At 59.9% G+C, this 19,299-nt stretch carries 15 protein-coding genes; 8 read left to right on the top strand and 7 right to left on the bottom strand.

Annotation, left to right across the window (positions count from 1 at the left end):
• Nucleotides 1-9 precede the first annotated feature (9 nt).
• From HNP33_RS07525 to HNP33_RS07515, 3 genes are all read left to right on the top strand, one after another.
• Complete coding sequence (locus HNP33_RS07525; protein ID WP_184706928.1) at nt 10-1,062, top strand: bifunctional nicotinamide-nucleotide adenylyltransferase/Nudix hydroxylase; 1,053 nt, start codon at nt 10-12, stop codon at nt 1,060-1,062.
• 5 nt (nt 1,063-1,067) lie between these two features.
• Nucleotides 1,068-2,495 carry a hypothetical protein gene (locus HNP33_RS07520; RefSeq protein ID WP_184706926.1) on the top strand — a complete coding sequence of 476 codons (1,428 nt, stop codon included), beginning with the start codon at nt 1,068-1,070 and terminating at the stop codon, nt 2,493-2,495.
• Nucleotides 2,496-2,643: 148 nt separating this feature from the next.
• Nucleotides 2,644-3,123 (top strand): GNAT family N-acetyltransferase, encoded by a 480-nt coding sequence (locus HNP33_RS07515; protein ID WP_184706924.1) that lies wholly within the window; start codon nt 2,644-2,646, stop codon nt 3,121-3,123.
• Between the two features lie 27 nt (nt 3,124-3,150).
• Here the strand turns inward: HNP33_RS07515 and HNP33_RS07510 are convergent, their stop codons facing one another.
• From HNP33_RS07510 to HNP33_RS07490, 5 genes are all read right to left on the bottom strand, one after another.
• A complete protein-coding gene (locus HNP33_RS07510) occupies nt 3,151-4,407 on the bottom strand; it encodes a Zn-dependent hydrolase (protein WP_184706922.1) in 1,257 nt (418 codons plus the stop codon).
• A gap of 16 nt (nt 4,408-4,423) precedes the next feature.
• Nucleotides 4,424-5,890 carry a dihydropyrimidinase gene (gene hydA / locus HNP33_RS07505; protein ID WP_184706919.1) on the bottom strand — a complete coding sequence of 489 codons (1,467 nt, stop codon included), beginning with the start codon at nt 5,888-5,890 and terminating at the stop codon, nt 4,424-4,426.
• Nucleotides 5,891-5,939: 49 nt separating this feature from the next.
• Nucleotides 5,940-7,445 (bottom strand): NCS1 family nucleobase:cation symporter-1, encoded by a 1,506-nt coding sequence (locus HNP33_RS07500; protein WP_184706917.1) that lies wholly within the window; start codon nt 7,443-7,445, stop codon nt 5,940-5,942.
• Nucleotides 7,446-7,840: 395 nt separating this feature from the next.
• Nucleotides 7,841-9,163, bottom strand: a complete 1,323-nt coding sequence (gene preA / locus HNP33_RS07495) for an NAD-dependent dihydropyrimidine dehydrogenase subunit PreA (protein WP_184706915.1) — start codon at nt 9,161-9,163, stop codon at nt 7,841-7,843.
• 43 nt (nt 9,164-9,206) lie between these two features.
• On the bottom strand, nt 9,207-10,568 hold the full coding sequence (locus tag HNP33_RS07490; RefSeq protein WP_184706913.1) for an NAD(P)-dependent oxidoreductase: 1,362 nt from the start codon (nt 10,566-10,568) through the stop codon (nt 9,207-9,209).
• Nucleotides 10,569-11,023: 455 nt separating this feature from the next.
• Between HNP33_RS07490 and HNP33_RS07485 the strand changes: the two genes are divergently transcribed.
• From HNP33_RS07485 to HNP33_RS07470, 4 genes are all read left to right on the top strand, one after another.
• Nucleotides 11,024-11,707, top strand: a complete 684-nt coding sequence (locus HNP33_RS07485) for a TetR/AcrR family transcriptional regulator (protein WP_184706911.1) — start codon at nt 11,024-11,026, stop codon at nt 11,705-11,707.
• Nucleotides 11,708-12,124: 417 nt separating this feature from the next.
• Nucleotides 12,125-12,415, top strand: a complete 291-nt coding sequence (gene groES / locus HNP33_RS07480) for a co-chaperone GroES (protein ID WP_184706909.1) — start codon at nt 12,125-12,127, stop codon at nt 12,413-12,415.
• Nucleotides 12,416-12,505: 90 nt separating this feature from the next.
• The gene (gene groL / locus HNP33_RS07475) at nt 12,506-14,149 is read left to right on the top strand and encodes a chaperonin GroEL (RefSeq protein WP_184706907.1); all 1,644 of its coding nucleotides are present in this window, start codon (nt 12,506-12,508) and stop codon (nt 14,147-14,149) included.
• Nucleotides 14,150-14,395: 246 nt separating this feature from the next.
• Nucleotides 14,396-15,868: a hypothetical protein gene (locus HNP33_RS07470; protein WP_184706905.1), complete on the top strand. Its 1,473-nt coding sequence runs from the start codon at nt 14,396-14,398 to the stop codon at nt 15,866-15,868.
• A 110-nt stretch (nt 15,869-15,978) separates the two neighbouring features.
• On the opposite strand, the gene HNP33_RS07465 is transcribed toward HNP33_RS07470, so the two are convergent.
• Both HNP33_RS07465 and HNP33_RS07460 read right to left on the bottom strand, forming a co-directional pair.
• On the bottom strand, nt 15,979-17,451 hold the full coding sequence (locus HNP33_RS07465) for an N-acyl-D-amino-acid deacylase family protein (RefSeq protein WP_184706902.1): 1,473 nt from the start codon (nt 17,449-17,451) through the stop codon (nt 15,979-15,981).
• Nucleotides 17,452-17,550: 99 nt separating this feature from the next.
• The gene (locus HNP33_RS07460; protein WP_184706900.1) at nt 17,551-18,522 is read right to left on the bottom strand and encodes a Bug family tripartite tricarboxylate transporter substrate binding protein; all 972 of its coding nucleotides are present in this window, start codon (nt 18,520-18,522) and stop codon (nt 17,551-17,553) included.
• Between the two features lie 201 nt (nt 18,523-18,723).
• Here HNP33_RS07460 and HNP33_RS07455 point away from each other — a divergent pair, with 201 nt between their 5' ends.
• A complete protein-coding gene (locus tag HNP33_RS07455; RefSeq protein WP_184706898.1) occupies nt 18,724-19,293 on the top strand; it encodes an HD domain-containing protein in 570 nt (189 codons plus the stop codon).
• Nucleotides 19,294-19,299 lie beyond the last annotated feature (6 nt).

Here is a 19,299-nt window from a genome sequence, read left to right as displayed (position 1 = left end):
AATGACACCATGAGCCCTACCACCGACACCTATGACCTCGCCGTGCTGATCGGCCGCTTTCAGCCCCCCCACCTCGGCCACATGGCCCTGTTGCAGCAGGCATTGGCACGCGCCTCCCGAGTCATCGTGGTGCTGGGCTCGGCCATCCAGGCGCGCAGCCCCAAAAACCCCTTCACCTGGCAGGAGCGCGCGCAAATGTTTGCTGGCGCACTCAGCCCCGCCGATGCCGCGCGTGTGGAGTTTGTGCCCATCCGTGATTACTACGACGAGCCACGCTGGGTGACAGCCGTGCGCGAAGCCGTCACCAGCCACAGCCAGCCCGGTGCACGCATCGGCCTCGTGGGCCATTTCAAAGACGCGAGCAGCAGCTATCTTGCGCACTTCCCCGGCTGGGATCTGGTGAGCCTGCCGCGGCAGAACAGCATTGATGCCACGCCCATCCGCGACGCCTACTTTGGTGCTGCCCTTGCCGGGCACGCTGAAGGTTTGAGCCCGCTGGCGCAGATGCTGCCCGCCAGCTCACTGGTATTTCTGCAGCGGTTCAGCCAGACGCCTGCGTATGCGGAGCTGTGCACCGAATGGCAGATGCTGCGCAAGTACCGCCAATCGTGGGCGACAGCGCCCTACCCGCCGGTCTTCGTCACCGTTGATGCCCTGGTGCGTTGCGGCAACGAAGTGCTGGTGATTCGCCGTGGACATGCCCCAGGCAAAGGCCTGCTGGCGCTCCCCGGCGGTTTTCTGGAGCCGCGCGATACCCTGTGGCAATCCTGCCTGCGCGAATTGCAGGAAGAGACCCACTGCGCACTGGAAGAGCCCAGCCTCCGCGCTGCACTGCAGTCGGTCACCGTCTTCGACCACCCAGACCGCAGCCAGCGTGGCCGCACCATCACCCATGTGCATTACTTTGATCTGAAACAAACCCCAAAGCCCTCCGTACGCGCCGATGACGATGCCGCAGAAGCCTTCTGGCTCAGCATCGACGCCATCCGTGCGCGCGAAGCAGAGTTCTTTGAAGACCATTTCCAGATTTTGCAAAAACTGTTGACGGGCAATGGACAATAGCCTTCATGCATGCACGCCCTTCTGATCGAATGAATCAGCGCTGGCCCTGGTTGGTCATTGCAGTGCTGGTATTGATCGGCCTCGTCCGATTCTTTACCTTCTCCACGCACACCCCATTGCTCGGCTACCCGAATAACTTTGACTTCCTACGCACTTCGAGCTGCGTGGGCATCTGGAACTTCGACGAACGCTCTGAGTTCTTTCACAGCCCGGCGCCGGACAGAGTCGTCGCCACCTTGGTCTACAACAGCGAGCGGCTCTGGCAATTCTGCAATCCCTCCACCGAAGCGCTGTACCTCAGCAGCCTGAAGCTCTGGCACAAATTGGGCGATCACTTTCCATTGCAACAACTTGGCTATGCCAAGCTGGCGGTGGTATTGGCGGCGTTTTCGTGGCTGCTTTTCGCCATCAGCAGCATGCGGTTGCGCCTGTTTCTTACTATCTGCTTCGTATTGCTGCTGGGGGATCTGAGCGTCCTGATGTACTTTCATTCGCTCTACCCTGTGTTCACCTGCCTGTTCTTCTCGCTGTTCTTAGCCGTAGCCTTGTTGGCCTGCCGCTTCAATGCCTTCACACACCATCGCTCAGGCTGGCTGTTGATGGCAGGCTTGACCTTTCTCCTAGGCTTCTCGAACCAGCAATATCTGTTCCTGGGCGTCGTGATGGCAGCACTGTTTGTACTCATGAACGGCAGGCGTTATCCGGCTCACGCCGTAACCGTGCTCTGCAGCATTGCGTTGGCCGGTCTGTGCCAGCTGTACCTGCGGCCCGTCGAGAGCAAGGACTTATATGCAAGCATCGACCGCGTCAACCGCACCGACACGATCTTCTATGGCGTGCTGATGAATTCCAGCAATCCACAGGAGGCCGCTGCCGCTCTCGGCCTTCGACCCGAATGTGCGCAGTTTGCGGGAGTCAGCGCCCATATGTTCAGCGAACAACGGATCAACACCTGCCCCGAAGTCAGTCAGGTGAGCCGCTTCAAGTTGTTGAACCTGGCATTCAGACAGCCCGTAACCATTGCCAAGACCTTGCTGAATGGTGTGAACGAGTACCAGTTTGTCTATGGCTTCATCAAGCACTACTTTCCCCGCCATGCCAGCGAATTGGCACCCGCACTGTTCGCCTCCTCGCCATCGTCGCTCATCGTTGCCTCGCCCCGACCGTTGTACTACGCCGGCCTCACGATGATGACGCTCATCGCGGCGGCGGCCTTCGTGTTCTCACTCATATCGCGTGGCAAAGACACCCTCTGGGCCTGCGCTATCTGGATTGGTGGCCTGGTGTGCTTCTACACACTGTTCAGCGCCGTATTCGGCGATGGGATGGTTGAGGTGGAGCGCCATATGGCCGTCTTCCTGGCAGGCTTCATCATGCTGTGGATGGGTGTTTTCTTCCAGCTGTCGCAGAGTTGGCTGCGGCACGTGCATTGATGCCCGACCAGTGGCCGGAACGCCCAAGTTTGCCATCAACAGCTTGCGCGCGGTTCGGTCTGCCCAGCCTCGCTCGCCAGAGTATTCGTCGCCTCTGATCGCCATTTATTGATCCACCCAGCCACGTTGGTGTTACATATACTTTGTTATGACAATCCAAATCCGCCCCGCCGCCATTGATGACACCGACACCATTCTGCGTTTTGTGCGCGACCTGGCCGTTTACGAAAATGCCGAGCAGGAGGTGCTCTCGACACCCGCCCATGTGCACAAGACCATGTTCAGCGAAGGCGCGACAGCGCATGGGCTGATCTGCGAACAAGATGGCCACGCCATCGGGTTTGCGGTTTACTTCTTCAACTATTCCACCTGGCAAGGACGCAACGGCCTGTACCTGGAAGACCTGTATGTAGACCCGGCCTATCGCGGCAGCGGTGCAGGCAAGGCCATCCTGCGGCATCTGGCCCGTATTGCGGTCGAAAAGGACTGTGGCCGCTTCGAGTGGAGCGTGCTCGACTGGAACACGCCCTCGATCCAGTTCTACGACAGCCTGGGCGCCAAGCCACAGAGCGAGTGGATCCGTTACCGCATGACCGGTCAGGCCTTGCTTGATCTGGCACAGGCCTGAGTTGCACGCGCCGCGCAACGCAAGGGCTTAACGACCTGCCCGCTCCAGCATGGCATGCAGCAGCACATTGCAGCCAGCCGTGATGTGCTCGGGCTTGGCATCTTCGATCTCGTTGTGCGATATGCCATCCTTGCAGGGGATGAAAATCATGCCCGCAGGCGCCAGACGCGCCATGTAGACGGCATCGTGGCCCGCACCGGAGACAGCATCCATATGTGAATAGCCGAGCATCTGCGCACCACGCCGCACGGCATCGATGCACTCGGCGTTGAAGGGCTGCGCGGTGTAGCTGGACACCAGATCAATCTTGATCGGCAGCCCCGTTTCTTGGCTGATACGTTCGGCCACCGCGCGAATGTCCTGGTCCATGGCTTCGCAGTCGGCATCGGTCGCGTTGCGCAGATCGATGCTGAATTTCACCTCGCCCGGAATCACATTGCGGCTGTTGGGGTGCACATGCACCATGCCCACCGTGCCGCGCCCGTGCGGCGGGTGGCGGTGCGCGCAGGCCACCACCTCCTGCATCACCTGCGTGGCGACCTGGAGCGCATCCTTGCGCAGCGCCATGGGCGTGGGGCCGGCGTGCGCTTCCATGCCAGTGACGGTGCAGTCGTACCAGCGAATGCCCAGCACGCCGGTCACCACGCCAATGGTCTTGTCGTGGTCCTCCAGCACCGGGCCCTGCTCGATGTGGGTTTCGAAGTAGTAGCCAATGGGGTGATCGCCCGGCTCCTGCGGGCCGATGTAACCGATGCGCGCGAGCTCGTCCTTCACGCTCTTGCCTTCGGTGTCCTTCGAGGCATAGGCATGTTCCAGCGTGAAGGCCTTGGCAAAGACGCCAGAGCCCATCATCACCGGCACAAAGCGAGAGCCTTCCTCGTTCGTCCAGAATGCCACCTCGATCGGCGCCTCGGTTTCTATCCCGTGATCGTTGAGCGTTCGCACCACCTCGATGCCTGCGAGCACGCCGTAGTTGCCGTCGAACTTGCCGCCCGTGGGCTGGGTGTCGATGTGGCTGCCCGTCATGATGGGCGGCAGGCTGTTGTTGCGACCGGGGCGGCGCATGAAACCATTGCCGATCTTGTCAATGGTGACGGTCATCCCCGCCTCCTTAGCCCAGCGCGTCACCAGATCACGCCCCTGCCGGTCGAGATCGGTCAGCGCCAGGCGGCACACGCCACCCTTGGCGGTAGCACCAATCTGGGCCAGTTCCATCAGCGAGTTCCAGAGCCGCTCTCCGTTGACGCGCAACTGGCTGGTATCAGTCTTCACTTTCGTGTCCATGTTCGATCTCCTTGTTTCATTGCGCGCGAGCAACGGCAGTGGGCGCCATCTCCTGCGCGCGCTTTTGCACCGCCTGGAAGTTGGGGCCAAACGCCGGCCGCTTGAAATACTGGCCAGCATTTTTTTCGGCCCGCAGATCGCCATTGGCATACACGATCTTGCCGCGGCTGATGGTGTGGCTGGGCAGGCCGGTCACTTGTCGGCCTTCAAAGATGTTGAAGTCGCCCTTGGAGTGCTGGGTCTTCACCGACAGCGTCTTGGTGGCCTTCGGATCCCACAGCACCACATCGGCATCCGCGCCCGCGCCGATGAAACCCTTGCGCGGATAGACATTGAACAATTTGGCCGTATTGGCAGAAGTAATGGCGACGAACTCGCTGGGCGTGAGGCGCCCTGTATTCACACCGGCATCCCACACCACGGCCATGCGCTCTTCAACGCCGCCGGTGCCGTTGGGCGTTTTGGCGAAGTTATCTTTACCCGCCGCTTTCTGCGCAGCGCAGAAGGTGCAGTGGTCCGTTGCCGTCGTGTGCAGGTGGCCGGCTTGCAGGCCACGCCACAGCGCTTCCTGGTGCTCCTTGGGGCGGAACGGTGGGCTCATCACATAGGCGGCGGCGGTGGCGTAGTCGGGATGGCGGTACACGCTGTCGTCAATCGTCAGATGGCCTGCGAGCACTTCTCCGTAGACACGCTGGCCGCGCGCGCGGGCGCGCGCAATGGCGTCCGCCGCCTCGATGCAGCTGACATGCACCACGTAGATGGGCACACCCAGAACGTCGGCAATCGCAATGGCGCGGTTGGCTGCCTCGGCCTCGACCATGGGCGGACGCGACAGCGGATGGCCTTCAGGGCCGGTGATGCCCATGCGCGCCACCTCCTGCTGCAGCAGATAGACCAGCTCGCCGTTCTCGGCGTGCACGGTGGGCATGGCGCCCAGTTCCAGCGCGCGCCGGAAGCTGTTGACCAGCGTTTCATCGTCACACATGATGGCGTTCTTGTAGGCCATGAAGTGCTTGAAGCTGTTGATGCCCTCATCGCGCACCAGCACCCCCATGTCCTCGCGCACCTGATCGCTCCACCAGGTCACAGCTACATGGAAGGAATAATCGGATGCCGCTTTTTCCGCCCAGCCGCGCCACTTGCGGTAGGCATCCATCAGCGGCTCCTGCGGATCAGGAATCACGAAGTCGATGATGCTCGTGGTGCCACCGGCCAGGCCTGCGGCGGTACCAGTGAAGAAATCGTCGGCGGTGACCGTGCCCATGAAGGGCAACTGCATGTGCGTGTGCGGATCGATGCCGCCGGGCATCACATACTGGCCGCTGGCGTCCAGGGTTTCGGCACCGGCAGGCGCCTGCGCCGCAGCCCCCTCGCCCACTGCCACGATCTTGCCGTCTGCCAGCAGCACATCGGCACGCTCCTCACGGTCTGCGTTCACTACGGTGCCACCACGGATCAGAAGGGGGCGGCTGGCTGTGCTCATCATGTCTCTCCTTTGGGTTCAGGTCACAAAAATTCGTGCAGGGCTCCGCTCACGCCCGCCGCAGTGCGGCCTGAGAAGCCACCACATGGCTTGCCATGCCGATGCGGTACACCACGCCTGCAATGAAGAGGCCAATGAACCATGCATACGCATACAAATCCTTGAAGATAGCCCCCACATTCGGGAAACTCGCAGGAAACGCTGCATTCAGAAAGCCTGGAATATTGGGCGCCACGCCACAGGCGAATGCGGCAACCGCCACCCAGTTCCAGCCGCCGGAATAGCTGTACTTGCCGCCTTCACGGTAGAGCTCGGGCACATCGAGCTGCGTGCGGCGGATGAGGAAGTAATCCACCATCAAGATCCCGGCAATGGGGCCCAGCAGTGCGGAATACCCGATCAGCCAGGTAAAGATGTAGCCCTGGGTCGACTCCAGAATCTTCCAGGGCATCATCAAGATGGCAATCGCTACCGTGATGTAGCCACCCGTGCGGTAGCTGATGCGCTTGGGGTCAAGTGCGGAGAAGTCGTAGGCCGGCCCCACCAGGTTGGCTGCGAGGTTGACGCTTACCGTATCCACCAGCAGCACGATGAGTGCAATAAGAACGGCAGCACCAGTCATGCGCGCGGCCACGTCCACCGGATCCCACAGGGCCTTGCCGTAAATGACGACCGTGGCCGAGGTAACGATCACCGCCAGCGCCGCCAACAGGCCCATGGGCACGGGCAGGCCAATGGCCTGGCCCACCACCTGGTCACGCTGCGATCTGGCAAAACGGGTGAAATCAGGAATATTCAGCGCCAGCGTGGCCCAAAAACCGATCATGGCCGTGAGTGACGGCCAGAAAGTACCCCAGAACTGACCCACCTTGGCTTCGCCCGGGGCAAATGCGGACGGTTTGTCCAGAATCGGGCCAAAACCACCGGCCTTTTCATACACCCACCACAGCAGCACAAAGCAGATCAATATCTTGGCCGGCGCCGTATAGGTTTCAAGCTTGCGGATGGATTCGATGCCATGCACTACAAAATAGAACTGTATGGCCCAGAAGACCAGGAAGCAGATAAGTTGCGCGATATTGATGCCAAGGCCAGCAATCTTGTCGCTCTCCAGCGGATGGCCAATGATCACTCCCAGCAGCGTATAGATCATCAGGCCGCCAAACCAGGTCTGGATGCCATACCAGCCGCAGGCCACCAGGGCGCGCAGAACCGCCGGGAGCTTGGCGCCTCGGGTGCCAAACGACGCACGCGCCAGCACTGCATAGGGAATACCGTATTTGGCACCTGCATGCCCGATGAGCAGCATTGGCACGAGCACGATCACATTGGCAATGAAAACGGTCATGACCGCCTGCATGGCCGACATGCCGCCTTCCACCAGGCTGGCTGCCAATGTGTAAGCTGGAATACACATCACCATGCCTATCCACAACGCCGTGAAGTGGTACCACGTCCACGTTCGCTGCGATGCTTGCGTGGGTGCGAGGTCGTGGTTCCAGAGCCCGCCGGCTTCACTGCCAGCCGCGTCTCCTGCTTGCGCGTCATGGGACATTGCTTCACTCCTTGAGAGGTGTTTTCAATAGGTTTGAGAACGTGTTTACGATCTCCTCGCGCCGCGACAGTGGCTTTGCGGGATGGGCTGCTAGGCGCAGCGCGCAGCCAATAGCCAGCTATTGGCAAGCGCTGCAACGACGCAGACCGCCCGCAGGGCCACTGTCCCTCCGGGTTGGAGTGAAATCGGGCGATTTCTGTGCGCTCGCCCTTGCTTGCACCACGGTGCAAGCTGCGGCCCATCGCTTCGAACTCATCCCGATTGCACTCCAACGCGGCTGCGTAGAGATCGTAAATACGTTCTCATCATCCAAATCCAAAATCTTGCGGTCAATCCTGTAGACACTTATGACAAAGCAAAAAGCGCGCCACCAAAGGTGATAGCGCGCTATCCATTCAGGGCCCAACCTGCGCCGCTACCCGCGCCGGGTTGTTGGGGTGTGTCGTCCAGTTGGCATACTCGCCCGTCACGGTTTTGCCAGTACGCACGTCCACCTCGCCGGGCTGGAGGCTGCGCATGGCAATCGTGTCGGGCACCGGGCAGATCGATACGCACAGGTTGCAGCCTACGCATTCGGCCTCGTTCACTTCAAAGCGGCGCTCGCCCGCTTCGCCCTTGGTATAGAAGATGGCCTGGTGTGAGGTGTCTTCGCACACCACATGACAACGGCCGCATTGGATGCAGCTGTCCTGGTTGATCACCGCCTTGTCGATGTGGTTGAGGTTCAGATCCTTCCAGTCCTTGACCGTGGGCACGGCACGGCCGCGGAAGTCGTCAATCGACTTGAAGCCGTGCGAATCCATGTAATTGGACAGGCCATCGCACATGTCCTGCACAATCTTGAAGCCATACACCATCGCCGCGGTGCAGACCTGCACCGTGCCGCAGCCCAGCGCAATGTACTCCGCCGCGTCCTTCCATGTGGTGATACCGCCAATGCCCGAAATGGGCAGGCCTGCAGTCTGCGGGTCACGGGCGATCTCGGCCACCATGTTCTGTGCAATCGGTTTGACGGCCGGTCCGCAATAGCCACCGTGCGAACCCTGCCCATCGGTGCTGGGGTGCATCACCAGGGTATCCAGGTTCACGCCCATCACCGAGTTGATGGTGTTGATCAGCGACACCGCATCAGCGCCCCCCGCCTTCGCTGCCCGCGCCGGAAAGCGCACATCCGTGATGTTGGGCGTGAGCTTTACGATCACTGGCAGGCGGCTGTAGTGCTTGCACCATTCGGTCACCATCTGGATGTACTCGGGCACCTGGCCAACGGCGGCGCCCATGCCGCGCTCACTCATGCCGTGCGGGCAGCCAAAATTCAGCTCAATGCCGTCGGCGCCGGTATCTTCAACCATTGGCAGGATGCGCTTCCAGCTCTCTTCCACGCAAGGCACCATCAAAGATGCAATCAGCGCGCGATCCGGCCAGGCCCGCTTCACCCGGGTCATCTCTTCCAGGTTGATCTTCAAAGGCCGGTCGGTGATCAACTCGATGTTATTGAGGCCCACCACGCGCCGGTCCTGCGACATCAGTGTGGAGTAGCGAGGCCCGTTGACATTGACCACATGCGGGTCTTCCCCCAGGGTCTTCCATACCACACCACCCCAACCGGCTTCGAAGGCACGGGTGACGTTGATTTCCTTGTCGGTGGGGGGCGCAGAGGCGAGCCAGAACGGATTGGGACTGCGGATGCCCAGGAAATTGCTGCGAATATCGGCCATGACGACTCCTTGATTCAGTGGGAACGGGGCGTGTTGCGTGCTGTCATGCGCTGATGCCGACTTCGCGCATCAGCATGCGGTGCATGGCAGCAGCGGCGCGTTTGCCATGCTCCACAGCCTCCACCGTCAGATCGCGGCCGCCCCAACGGCAGTCACCACCGGCCCACACCCGCTCCACGCTGGTCTGGCCATCATCGTCCGTCTCGATCCGCCCCCCTTTGAGGGCGACGCGCGAACCCGCAGGCTCTGCGATGTAGCTCTGCCCGATGGCCTTGAGCACCATGTCGGCAGCCAGCACCATGGTCTCGCCTGTGTTTTGCAGCTTGCCGTTTACCTGCTGCGTGCTTGCGAGGCGAATGCCGGTGACTGCACCGTTTTCCACCAGCACTTCCTGCGGCGTTGCCCATAGGCGGATCGTCACCCCGTGGGTCTGCGCCCATTGCTGCTCCACGGTCGACGCGGACATGGCGTCCTGTCCGCGCCGGTAGACGATGGTGACCTCTTCTGCCCCTAGCAGGCGCGCCTGCACGGCTGCGTCCACCGCCGTCATGCCGCCACCAATCACCACCACACGCCGACCCACCGATACCGTGGATTTGTCGCTCGCCTGGCGGATATCGGCAATGAAATCGACCGCATTGCGCAAGCCCTGGGCCGCTGGCTCGGCAATGCCCAGATCATTGACGCCGGCAAGGCCCAGGCCCAAGAAGACGGCGTCGTGGCTGGCCAGCAGACTGTCGAGGGTAAAGTCGCGGCCCAGCCGCTGGTTATTGCGCGGGGCAATGCCTCCCACCGACAGCAGCCAGTCAATTTCCTTCTGCGCAAAATCATCGGTGGTCTTGTAGCTGGCAAGTCCGTATTCATTCAAGCCGCCGAGCTTGGGCTTGGCGTCCAGCAGGCTCACATCGTGGCCTTGCAGGGCCAGCAGGTGTGCGCACGCAAGCCCGGCAGGGCCAGCGCCCACCACGGCCACTTTCTTGCCCGTAGAGTCGGCCCGCTTGAACAGCGGCGCGCCTCCTGCAGCCATGAACCGGTCGGTTGCGTAGCGCTGCAGTGCACCGATTTCGACCGGCTTGTCCTCGTTGGTGTTGCGCACGCAGGCCTGCTCACACAACACCTCAGTGGGACACACCCGGGCACACATGCCGCCCAGCGGATTCGATTCGAGAATGGTTTTGGCGGCGCCCCGGATGTTGTCCTGCGCGATACGGGCAATGAAGCTAGGCACATCGATGCTGGTGGGACAGGCCGTGGCGCAGGGCGCGTCGTAGCAGTAGTAGCAGCGCTCGGCTTCGATGGATGCCTGCGCCCACGTGAGCGGCGGGTGCGCATCAGAAAAATTGTCGGCGTATTGATCCGCGCCAAGCCGTCCTGCGCGCACGCCGCATCCCTTGGATCCGTCCATGACTCATCCTCCTCGACCGGGTTATCAGCACCAGTTCGAGCGGCGTCGTGACTCTGCCGCCTTCCCAGCGCCATCGCATCCACAACTCACCAGGCGGACCGGAATGCCATGCAATCCATCCGCCTCCAAAGCTGCACCAACCGGGGAGGGTTCATCAGGCCCTCATCGTGGGTGTTTTATCTTTCTGCACTGCTGTTGCCGCAGCGCTGTTGAATCCATTAAAAGCCCTGCCAAAATTTTACGCATTGGTAAAAACACTAGCGTTCAGAGCAACTCGTTACCAATTACATCCATATCCAGCGGTGAGGGCGCGAATGGTGGACACTTCGTACACCTGAAAGCCTGGGTTCAATTTGTTATGCATCAAAGTGCGCAATGAACGCGGCATCTGGCCGCACAATATGCAGGTAGGTTCCCGCCCTCATTTGCGGCGCCATCCGAGCTTGTGAGTTGCCATGTCCAGCGCGTCACCGTCCTCAGCCGCTTCTGCGGATTCTCCTTCTGGCTACAGCCTGCTGCGTGGCCCGTCTGCGGCACGCCTGCGCAAGCAGAACCACATCCTCGCCTGCGCCGAAGAAGTGTTTGCCCGCGATGGCTTCGAGGGCGCCTCGCTTGAGGCCATTGGTGCGGCCTCTGGTTTCAGCCGCCACAACCTGCTGTACTACTACCCCTGCAAAGAGGCGCTGTACCAGGCCGTGCTCGAATCGCTGCTGGACGATTGGCTTGTCCATATGACAAACCTGTCCAAAGACGGGGATCCGCGCCAGCAGATCCGCGAATACATCCGCGCCAAGTTTGCGTTTTCACGCAATCGTCCCTTTGCCAGCCAGCTGTTCACCAAGGAAATGATTGCAGGCGCCCCTTTTGCGGGTGGCGCCGTACGCGAGCGCATTGCCCCGCTGCTGGCGGCCAATGTCGCGGTGTTTGAATACTGGGCCGCGCAAGGCCTGATAGCGCGGGTCGACTTTACCCATCTGATGTTCACCATCTGGGCGCTGACCCAGGGCTATGTGGACCAGCGCACGCAGTTTGCCCTGCTGTTGGGTCAAAACCAGCTCGAAACCGCCGATTACCTGGCGGCTGAAACCCTGCTGGTGCAGATGATTGCTGCCACCTTGAGGATTGATCTCGCAGACTGATGGCTTCCTTCAAAAGATACGAAGGCCCCAATTTGCTCCTATTTTAATAGCTTCTTGCGCTTGTACTGCAAACGCTTATACCCATTTCCGCCTGAAACCCTGCCAGACTACGAGCGGCCAGCACCGATTTTTTAACCCCCCGCTCTTGAACTGTCATCAAACACCCTTATTATTAGCACTCGAAGGGGTGGAGTGCTAAGCGCCGCCAACACAACCTTTGATACGTCGTTGCTCAGCCTTGTCGTACGTCTGTACTGCCTGCTGCCTTGCGCTTCGTCTCAACCGTAAATCTACGATTTGCCGGGCTGTGTTATTGGCTCTAACTCCACATTCCTGACCGTTTTGCACTCAAGGCTTGGCCCTTTGCGCTGGGCCTTTTTCCATCAAAACCCGGTATTTGATATTGAAGGAGTTGTTATGAACCTGCGTCCTCTGCACGATCGCGTGATCGTTAAGCGCCTGGAAAACGAAACCAAGACGGCTTCGGGCATCTACATTCCTGACAACGCAGCCGAGAAGCCTGACCAGGGCGAAGTGCTGGCTGTCGGCCCAGGCAAGAAGAACGACAAGGGCGAAGCCATCGCCATGGGCGTTAAGGTCGGTGACCGCGTGCTGTTCGGCAAGTACTCCGGCCAGACCGTGAAGGTCGACGGCAACGAGCTGCTGGTCATGAAAGAAGAAGACCTGTTCGCAGTCGTCGAAAAGTAATCTTTTCGTTCATTCAATTTTCATAGCTACCAGCGCTTGACATACAAGCCCTGGAAGCATATTTGAACCCAATCTTTGTAGGAGCCAAAAATGGCAGCAAAAGACGTAGTATTCGGCGGTGAAGCACGTGCACGCATGGTTGAAGGCGTGAACATTCTGGCAAACGCCGTCAAGGTAACCCTGGGCCCCAAGGGCCGTAACGTGGTGCTGGAGCGCTCGTTCGGCGCCCCTACCGTGACCAAGGACGGTGTGTCCGTGGCCAAGGAAGTGGAACTCAAGGACAAGCTGCAGAACATGGGCGCCCAGCTCGTGAAGGAAGTGGCCTCCAAGACCAACGACATCGCCGGTGACGGCACCACCACCGCTACCGTGCTGGCCCAGGCCATCGTGCGCGAAGGCTCCAAGTACGTGGCCGCTGGCCTGAACCCGATGGACCTCAAGCGCGGCATCGACAAGGCTGTCGCAGCCCTGGTGGAAGAGCTCAAGAAGCAATCCAAGGCCACCACCACCTCCAAGGAAATCGCCCAGGTTGGCTCGATCTCCGCCAACTCCGACGAATCCGTGGGCAAGATCATTGCTGACGCGATGGACAAGGTCGGCAAGGAAGGCGTGATCACCGTCGAAGAAGGCAAGTCGCTGGACAACGAACTCGACGTCGTTGAAGGCATGCAGTTCGACCGCGGCTACCTGTCGCCCTACTTCATCAACAACCCAGAAAAGCAAGCCGCTGTTCTGGACAACCCCTTCGTGCTGCTGTTCGACAAGAAGATCAGCAACATCCGTGACCTGCTGCCTACGCTGGAAGCCGTGGCCAAGGCCGGCCGTCCTCTGCTGATCATTGCAGAAGACGTCGAAGGCGAAGCCCTGGCAACCCTGGTGGTCAACACCATCCGCGGCATCCTGAAGGTAGTGGCTGTGAAGGCTCCTGGCTTCGGCGACCGCCGCAAGGCCATGCTGGAAGACATCGCCATCCTGACCGGTGGCAAGGTCATCGCTGAAGAAGTCGGCCTGTCGCTGGAAAAGGTGACCCTGGAAGACCTGGGCCAAGCCCAGCGCGTCGAAATCGGCAAGGAAAACACCACCATCATCGACGGTGCTGGCCAAGCTGCTGAAATCGAAGCCCGCGTCAAGCAAATCCGTGCCCAGATCGAAGAAGCGACCAGCGACTACGACCGTGAAAAGCTGCAAGAGCGCGTGGCCAAGCTGGCCGGCGGTGTTGCCGTGATCAAGGTTGGCGCTGCCACCGAAGTCGAAATGAAGGAAAAGAAGGCCCGCGTGGAAGACGCGCTGCACGCTACCCGTGCTGCCGTGGAAGAAGGCATTGTGGCCGGCGGTGGCGTGGCCCTGCTGCGCGCCAAGCAAGCCGTTGGCAGCCTGGCTACCGGCAATGCCGAGCAAGACGCCGGTATCAAGCTGGTGCTCAAGGCCATCGAAGCGCCTCTGCGCGAAATCGTGGCCAACGCTGGTGGCGAGCCATCGGTGGTAGTGGATGCCGTGCTTAAGGGCAATGGCAACTTCGGCTTCAATGCTGCCAACGACACCTACGGCGACATGCTGGAAATGGGTATCCTGGACCCAACGAAGGTGACCCGTACCGCACTGCAGAACGCTGCGTCCGTCGCATCGCTGCTGTTGACCACCGAGTGCATGATCGCAGAAGCCCCCAAGGCTGAAGCAGCCCCTGCAATGCCTGACATGGGCGGCATGGGTGGCATGGGCGGCATGGGCATGTAATTGCCGCCGCTGTCATAGCGCACCATCGGGCCGTGGCGTTCTGCGCCAGAGCTCGATAAAGAAAACCCGGCACCTTTTGGCGGCCGGGTTTTTTCATACCTGCTTGCTGAGCGACGTTGCTGTCAATCGCGATTGTGTGGCACCCAACAGACGAGCGATCTTTGCAGATTTAGCGATAAAGATGCGTTTTAATTCTGCATGGTAGATTGGGCAAAAACCCCTATTTATGGCCCAAGCCCCTAACCCATGAAAATTCTGCGCTACTGCCTCAAAGCATTAGGCTATTTGCTGGTTTTTCTCGTGCTGCTGGCCTTCAGCCTATACGCATGGATGGTGATTGCCAACTGGAACGATGATCCGCTGAGCGAAGAAGCCAAGCAGGCCATGCAATACACGCCACCGACTAAAGCGCAATGGCAAGACAATGGATTACTCATCATCGCGGGCTTGGATGCGCCATGGGATGCCGCCGACAAAAATGCTGTAACGACCGCAGCGGAGCTCGGGCGCAAACGCCTAGCGCGCGAGATTGAGCGCCATGCCTGGGTGCAAGTGCATCCGGCCACTACACAAGGCATGCCCCCGACCATTGAAAGAGCAAAGGGTGAGTTCAATATCATGCCGACCAAACTGCGCTGCCCACAAGGCGAAGCAGATTGTTTTGCGTGGTACCAGAAGCACAAAGCAACCATTGAATCAACCTTTCGCGCTAACCAGGCGCTGATTTGGCGACTGGATGCTGCAGCAAATGCCAAGCAATTCAGCAACCCATGGCCTCACTATCTTTATTCCGACCTGCCCCCCTACTCACTACTGAAAAGCAGCCACGAATTGTGGCTCGCCATGGCCGCCTTGGAATGGCAGGATGGAAAGCAGGCAGATGCAATCGCGCATGTCGCGCAGGCCTCCGTATTGCGCATAAAACTGGCGGAAAGCTCCAATAGCCTGATCACCAGCGTGATTGCATTGGCCTTGCAGTATCGGGAGCTGCACTGGCTGAGCAATGCAATTGCCCATACCACACCCAACACCTCAGGTGCGGTATCTTCAGCCATCAACGCCCTGCTTCAATCCCCTGCCCCTAGCTTGAATTCAGCGTTCGCAGGCGAAAAGCAATTCATGGCGGGCGTATATGCATCCATCAAAGACGTCAACTACAACGCGCTGTTCTTTGAAAAACAGATTGGCTCGCCAGACCTGTGGGAGCGCATGGCGAACCATTTGATCAATATCGGCTTTTTACATGGTGAGACCCTGAACACGAGCATTCGAAACCTCGACCAAGTAAGGAGCATCAGCCAACTTCCTGCACATATCCAAGACTCCACCTATACCGGATACCAAGAACTGCTGGATTCAATAGGTGGCCCTTGTGGCCGCTCTTGGTTAGACATGCGCAATGCGGTAGGCAGATGCCTTATTGGCATTTCTAGTTCTTACTCGATCTATCTCAGCTATATGCACCGAGTCTCTGACATCGAGGGCTACCGCCGACTGGTTCGGCTTCAATACCAAGCGCTGAAGGAACGACAATCTCCCGCGAATATTCCCATGTGGCTCGAAAAATCCCAACAAGAACTTCGCAACCCCTACAACCTGCAGCCTATGCACTGGGATGTAGCCACCAATAGCTTGGTATTTGAAGGCAAAGAGAAACAAACCCAGAACCTGAATGCATCCAGTATCTATCGTGTGCGGCTATTCAAAATGCATCCCTGAAACAATGCATGCAGGTGTCGTCTATTTTTTTACATACAAATTTGCTATTAATTAACTAGCATGCAACGCCACTACATTTGCGCAAACAGACTGCCTCATCAGAAATATACCTACACAAGCACCCCAGGGCTCTTCTTGGCAGGTGCCGTGCGTTTGAGCACCGCGCCCGTGCGCGTTCCCAGGTAGGTGCCCGCTTTGTAGGCGAGAGCGCCGTTCACGATCACGCAGTCAATGCCTGCGGCGGCCTGCATCGGGTCGTCAAAGGTGGCGGTGTCGCGCACGGTGTGTGGGTCGAACACGGTCACGTCGGCAAAGTTGCCTTCGGCCAGCACACCACGGCGCTCGATGCCAAAGACCTGGGCGGTCAGGCCCGTCATCTTCCAGACGGCCGTCTCCAGCGGGAACAAGCCGACATCACGACTGTAGTGGCCCAGCACACGCGGGAAGGTGCCCCACAGTCGCGGATGCGGGCGCTCGTTTGACGGAATGCCGTCCGAGCCGATCATGGTGGGCTCGAACTGGAGGATGCGCTGCACATCGCGCTCATCCATGCTGAAGTAGATGGCGCTGGCTGGTTGCAGGCGGGCCGATGCTTCGGCGCGGGAGACTCCCCACTCCCTGGCAATCTCGCCCAGCTCCTTGCCTTGCAGCTCCGGGTGCGGCTCGCTGGTGGCGATCAGAATCTTGCCGGGTAGGCGCTCTTCCTGCAGGTGCAGCATGGTAGAGCTGGCGTGGTAGGGATAGCAGTCGAGCGATACGCACTGGCACTGCATGGCCGATTCGATCTGCGGCAGGGTCTTGGCTGAATTGCCCCAGTTGGCCTGACCTGCCAGCTTGTGGTGCGAGATGACAACGGCTGCCTGCGCACCTCGGCCAATCTGCAGGGTTTCGTCGATGGACTGCTGGCAGTGCGCGCCTTCGTCACGCATATGGGTCACATACAGCGCGTCGAACTCGGCCAGGGGCCTGGCTACCTCGCTCACCTCTTCGGTGGTGGCGGCGGCCGCCGGTGGGTAGTAGGTGCCGGTGGACAGGCCCACGGCGCCCGCCGACAGCGCCTCGCGCAGCAGCGCCTGCATGTGCGCAATCTCGTCCTGGCTGGCTGCGCGGTCCAGATCGCTCATCGCCAGCACGCGCAGGTTGGTGTGGCCCACCATGGGAATCACGTTGACGGCAGGCGGCGCTGCGGTGAGCGCTGCCAGGTATTCCCTGAAGGTGGAGAACCGGGTCTTCGCGTCGCTCAGCAGATTGAGCGGCGCGGGCATGGGTGATTGCGGCAACAGTGGCGCCACGCTGATACCGCAATTGCCAGTCACCACCGCCGTCACGCCTTGCGACACCTTGAACTCCATTTGAGGCTGCAGCAGCAATGCCTGGTCGTCGTGGGTGTGCGAATCGATGAAGCCGGGCGCGACGATCTTGCCTGCCGCATTGATGACCCGTTCGGCCGAGGCAGTCTGCAGATCGCCGATGGCCGCGATCTGGCCCGCGCGGATGCCCACATCGGCCTTGAAGCGCGGGCGCTTGCTGCCATCAATCACTTCGCCACCGCGAATCAATATCTCAAAATGCTGTTCTGCCATGGTGCAGCCCCGGGTTTCAACACGATAAAAATACTATAAAAACTGAAGCTGTCAGCGTAATCTGAGAAAGCGCTGACAGCCATTCTCAATCAGAAATCATCAATCCACCTTGGCGCCACTGGCCTTGACCACGGCGCCCCATTGCGCGCGCTCCGAATCTGCCAAGGCCTTGAAGGCTTCTGGCGGTCCGCCCAGAGGCTTGAAAGCCATCCGGTCGAGCTGCGCAATGATCTCGGGAGTTTTAAGCACATCGTTCAGTGCAGTGTTCAGCGTCATCACTACATCACGCGGTGTGCCCGGCGGTGCCACCAGGCCGCCCCAGGCGTTCATCACAAAACCGGGCACCCCGGCTTCCTGCATTGTCGGCAGATCGGGGAACTGGGGCGAGCGTTCCTTGCTCGTTACCGCCAGCGCGCGCACCTTGCCAGCCTGTACCTGCGGGGCAGCGGTCACGATGTTTTCAAAATAGAACTGCAAGCTGCCAGCCATCAGATCACCCATGGCTTGCGGCGAGCCCTTGTAAGGGATGTGCTCAGCCGATTGCAGGCCCATCTTCGTCTTGAACAGCTCCGCCCCCAGATGGCTGGTGGTGCCAATGCCTCCCGATCCATACTGCAAGGGCTTGTCTGCCTTCTTGCCATAGGCCACAAGCTCGGCCACCGTTTTGGCAGGCACGTTGTTGTTGACCAGCAGGAGGCTGCTGGTGGTGGCAATGCCGCCCACCAACACCAGGGTTTGCGGGTTGTAGGGCAGGCGGCTGAAAAGAAACTCATTGGTCGTCAGCGTGGCATTGTTGCCATAGGCCAGCGTGTAGCCGTCGGGCGCCGCGCTGACCAGGGCCTGGATGCCGATGTTGCCGCCCGCGCCGCCCTTGTTGTCGATCACCACAGGCTGGCCCAGTTTTTTGGACAGCTCGTTGCCAATGAGGCGCGTGAGCACATCGGGACTGCCACCCGCCACACCGGGAACGATGATCTTGATCGGCTTGTCCGGGTACGCGGCCTGCGCTGCAAAGGCCACCGTGCATGCAGCAGCCATTGCCCATCGGCGTGTCCAGTTTCCTGCGGCCATGCGGCACTCCTTGTCTGTGATTTGCTGGGCCCAATGCATGCCATGCTAGAGGTCGCCCTGTACAAGTGCTGTCGCGCATGTGTTCATAAGCCCACGCGATGTGATTTGTGCAGGATGGAAAACACACGAAGTCCCCACGCCACATGGATAGAGGCAGATCCGATAGGCTTGGTCTTGAAACACGTTCACCCCAAAGAATCCATGACAAACAAGAACCTCCTGGGCCAGCTGCAATTCCTGCGCGAGGCTGAGCGTCTCAAGAGCGTGCTCAGAAGTGCGCACACTTCCACCGGCAGACCGGAGAGCACCGCCGAACACAGCTGGCGGCTGTGTCTGATGGCCATGACATTCGAGCAGGAGCTCGGCCCGCTCGACATGTGCAAACTGCTCAAGATGTGCATCATTCACGACCTGGGCGAGGCCATTCACGGCGATATTCCCGCCATCGACAAGGGAGCACATCCCGACAAGAGCGCGCAGGAAAAAAGTGATCTGCTGCAACTGAGCCAAACGCTGGAGCCCGCACAGCAGGATGCCTTGCTGGCCCTGTGGCAGGAATACGAAGACGCGGCCAGCCCCGAGGCCCGGGCGGTCAAGGCGCTGGACAAGCTGGAAACCATCCTGCAGCACAACCAGGGGCAGAACCCTGCCGATTTCAACTACGGCTTCAACCTCTCCTATGGCCGTCAATACACCGATGCCACGCCGCTGTTTGCTGCGCTGCGCCAGGCGGTGGACGAGGACACGCGCCAAAGAATGCAAGGCAGCTGACTGGCG

The organism is Comamonas odontotermitis (assembly GCF_014207855.1).
In the GTDB taxonomy this organism is placed as follows: Bacteria; Pseudomonadota; Gammaproteobacteria; order Burkholderiales; family Burkholderiaceae_C; genus Comamonas; species Comamonas odontotermitis_A.
Note: the sequence above shows the minus strand (reverse complement) of the source record. Positions and strands in the feature narration are given on the sequence as shown.

Excerpts from the sequence above, each read along its gene's own strand:
- groL (WP_184706907.1), top strand. The coding sequence starts at position 12,506 with ATGGCAGCAAAAGACGTAGTATTCGGCGGTGAAGCACGTGCACGCATG.
- HNP33_RS07490 (WP_184706913.1), bottom strand. The coding sequence starts at position 10,568 with ATGGACGGATCCAAGGGATGCGGCGTGCGCGCAGGACGGCTTGGCGCG.
- HNP33_RS07470 (WP_184706905.1), top strand. The coding sequence starts at position 14,396 with ATGAAAATTCTGCGCTACTGCCTCAAAGCATTAGGCTATTTGCTGGTT.
- HNP33_RS07515 (WP_184706924.1), top strand. The coding sequence starts at position 2,644 with ATGACAATCCAAATCCGCCCCGCCGCCATTGATGACACCGACACCATT.
- HNP33_RS07460 (WP_184706900.1), bottom strand. The coding sequence starts at position 18,522 with ATGGCCGCAGGAAACTGGACACGCCGATGGGCAATGGCTGCTGCATGC.
- HNP33_RS07510 (WP_184706922.1), bottom strand. The coding sequence starts at position 4,407 with ATGGACACGAAAGTGAAGACTGATACCAGCCAGTTGCGCGTCAACGGA.
- preA (WP_184706915.1), bottom strand. The coding sequence starts at position 9,163 with ATGGCCGATATTCGCAGCAATTTCCTGGGCATCCGCAGTCCCAATCCG.
- HNP33_RS07500 (WP_184706917.1), bottom strand. The coding sequence starts at position 7,445 with ATGTCCCATGACGCGCAAGCAGGAGACGCGGCTGGCAGTGAAGCCGGC.
- HNP33_RS07485 (WP_184706911.1), top strand. The coding sequence starts at position 11,024 with ATGTCCAGCGCGTCACCGTCCTCAGCCGCTTCTGCGGATTCTCCTTCT.
- HNP33_RS07525 (WP_184706928.1), top strand. The coding sequence starts at position 10 with ATGAGCCCTACCACCGACACCTATGACCTCGCCGTGCTGATCGGCCGC.
- HNP33_RS07520 (WP_184706926.1), top strand. The coding sequence starts at position 1,068 with ATGCATGCACGCCCTTCTGATCGAATGAATCAGCGCTGGCCCTGGTTG.
- HNP33_RS07455 (WP_184706898.1), top strand. The coding sequence starts at position 18,724 with ATGACAAACAAGAACCTCCTGGGCCAGCTGCAATTCCTGCGCGAGGCT.
- hydA (WP_184706919.1), bottom strand. The coding sequence starts at position 5,890 with ATGAGCACAGCCAGCCGCCCCCTTCTGATCCGTGGTGGCACCGTAGTG.
- HNP33_RS07465 (WP_184706902.1), bottom strand. The coding sequence starts at position 17,451 with ATGGCAGAACAGCATTTTGAGATATTGATTCGCGGTGGCGAAGTGATT.
- groES (WP_184706909.1), top strand. The coding sequence starts at position 12,125 with ATGAACCTGCGTCCTCTGCACGATCGCGTGATCGTTAAGCGCCTGGAA.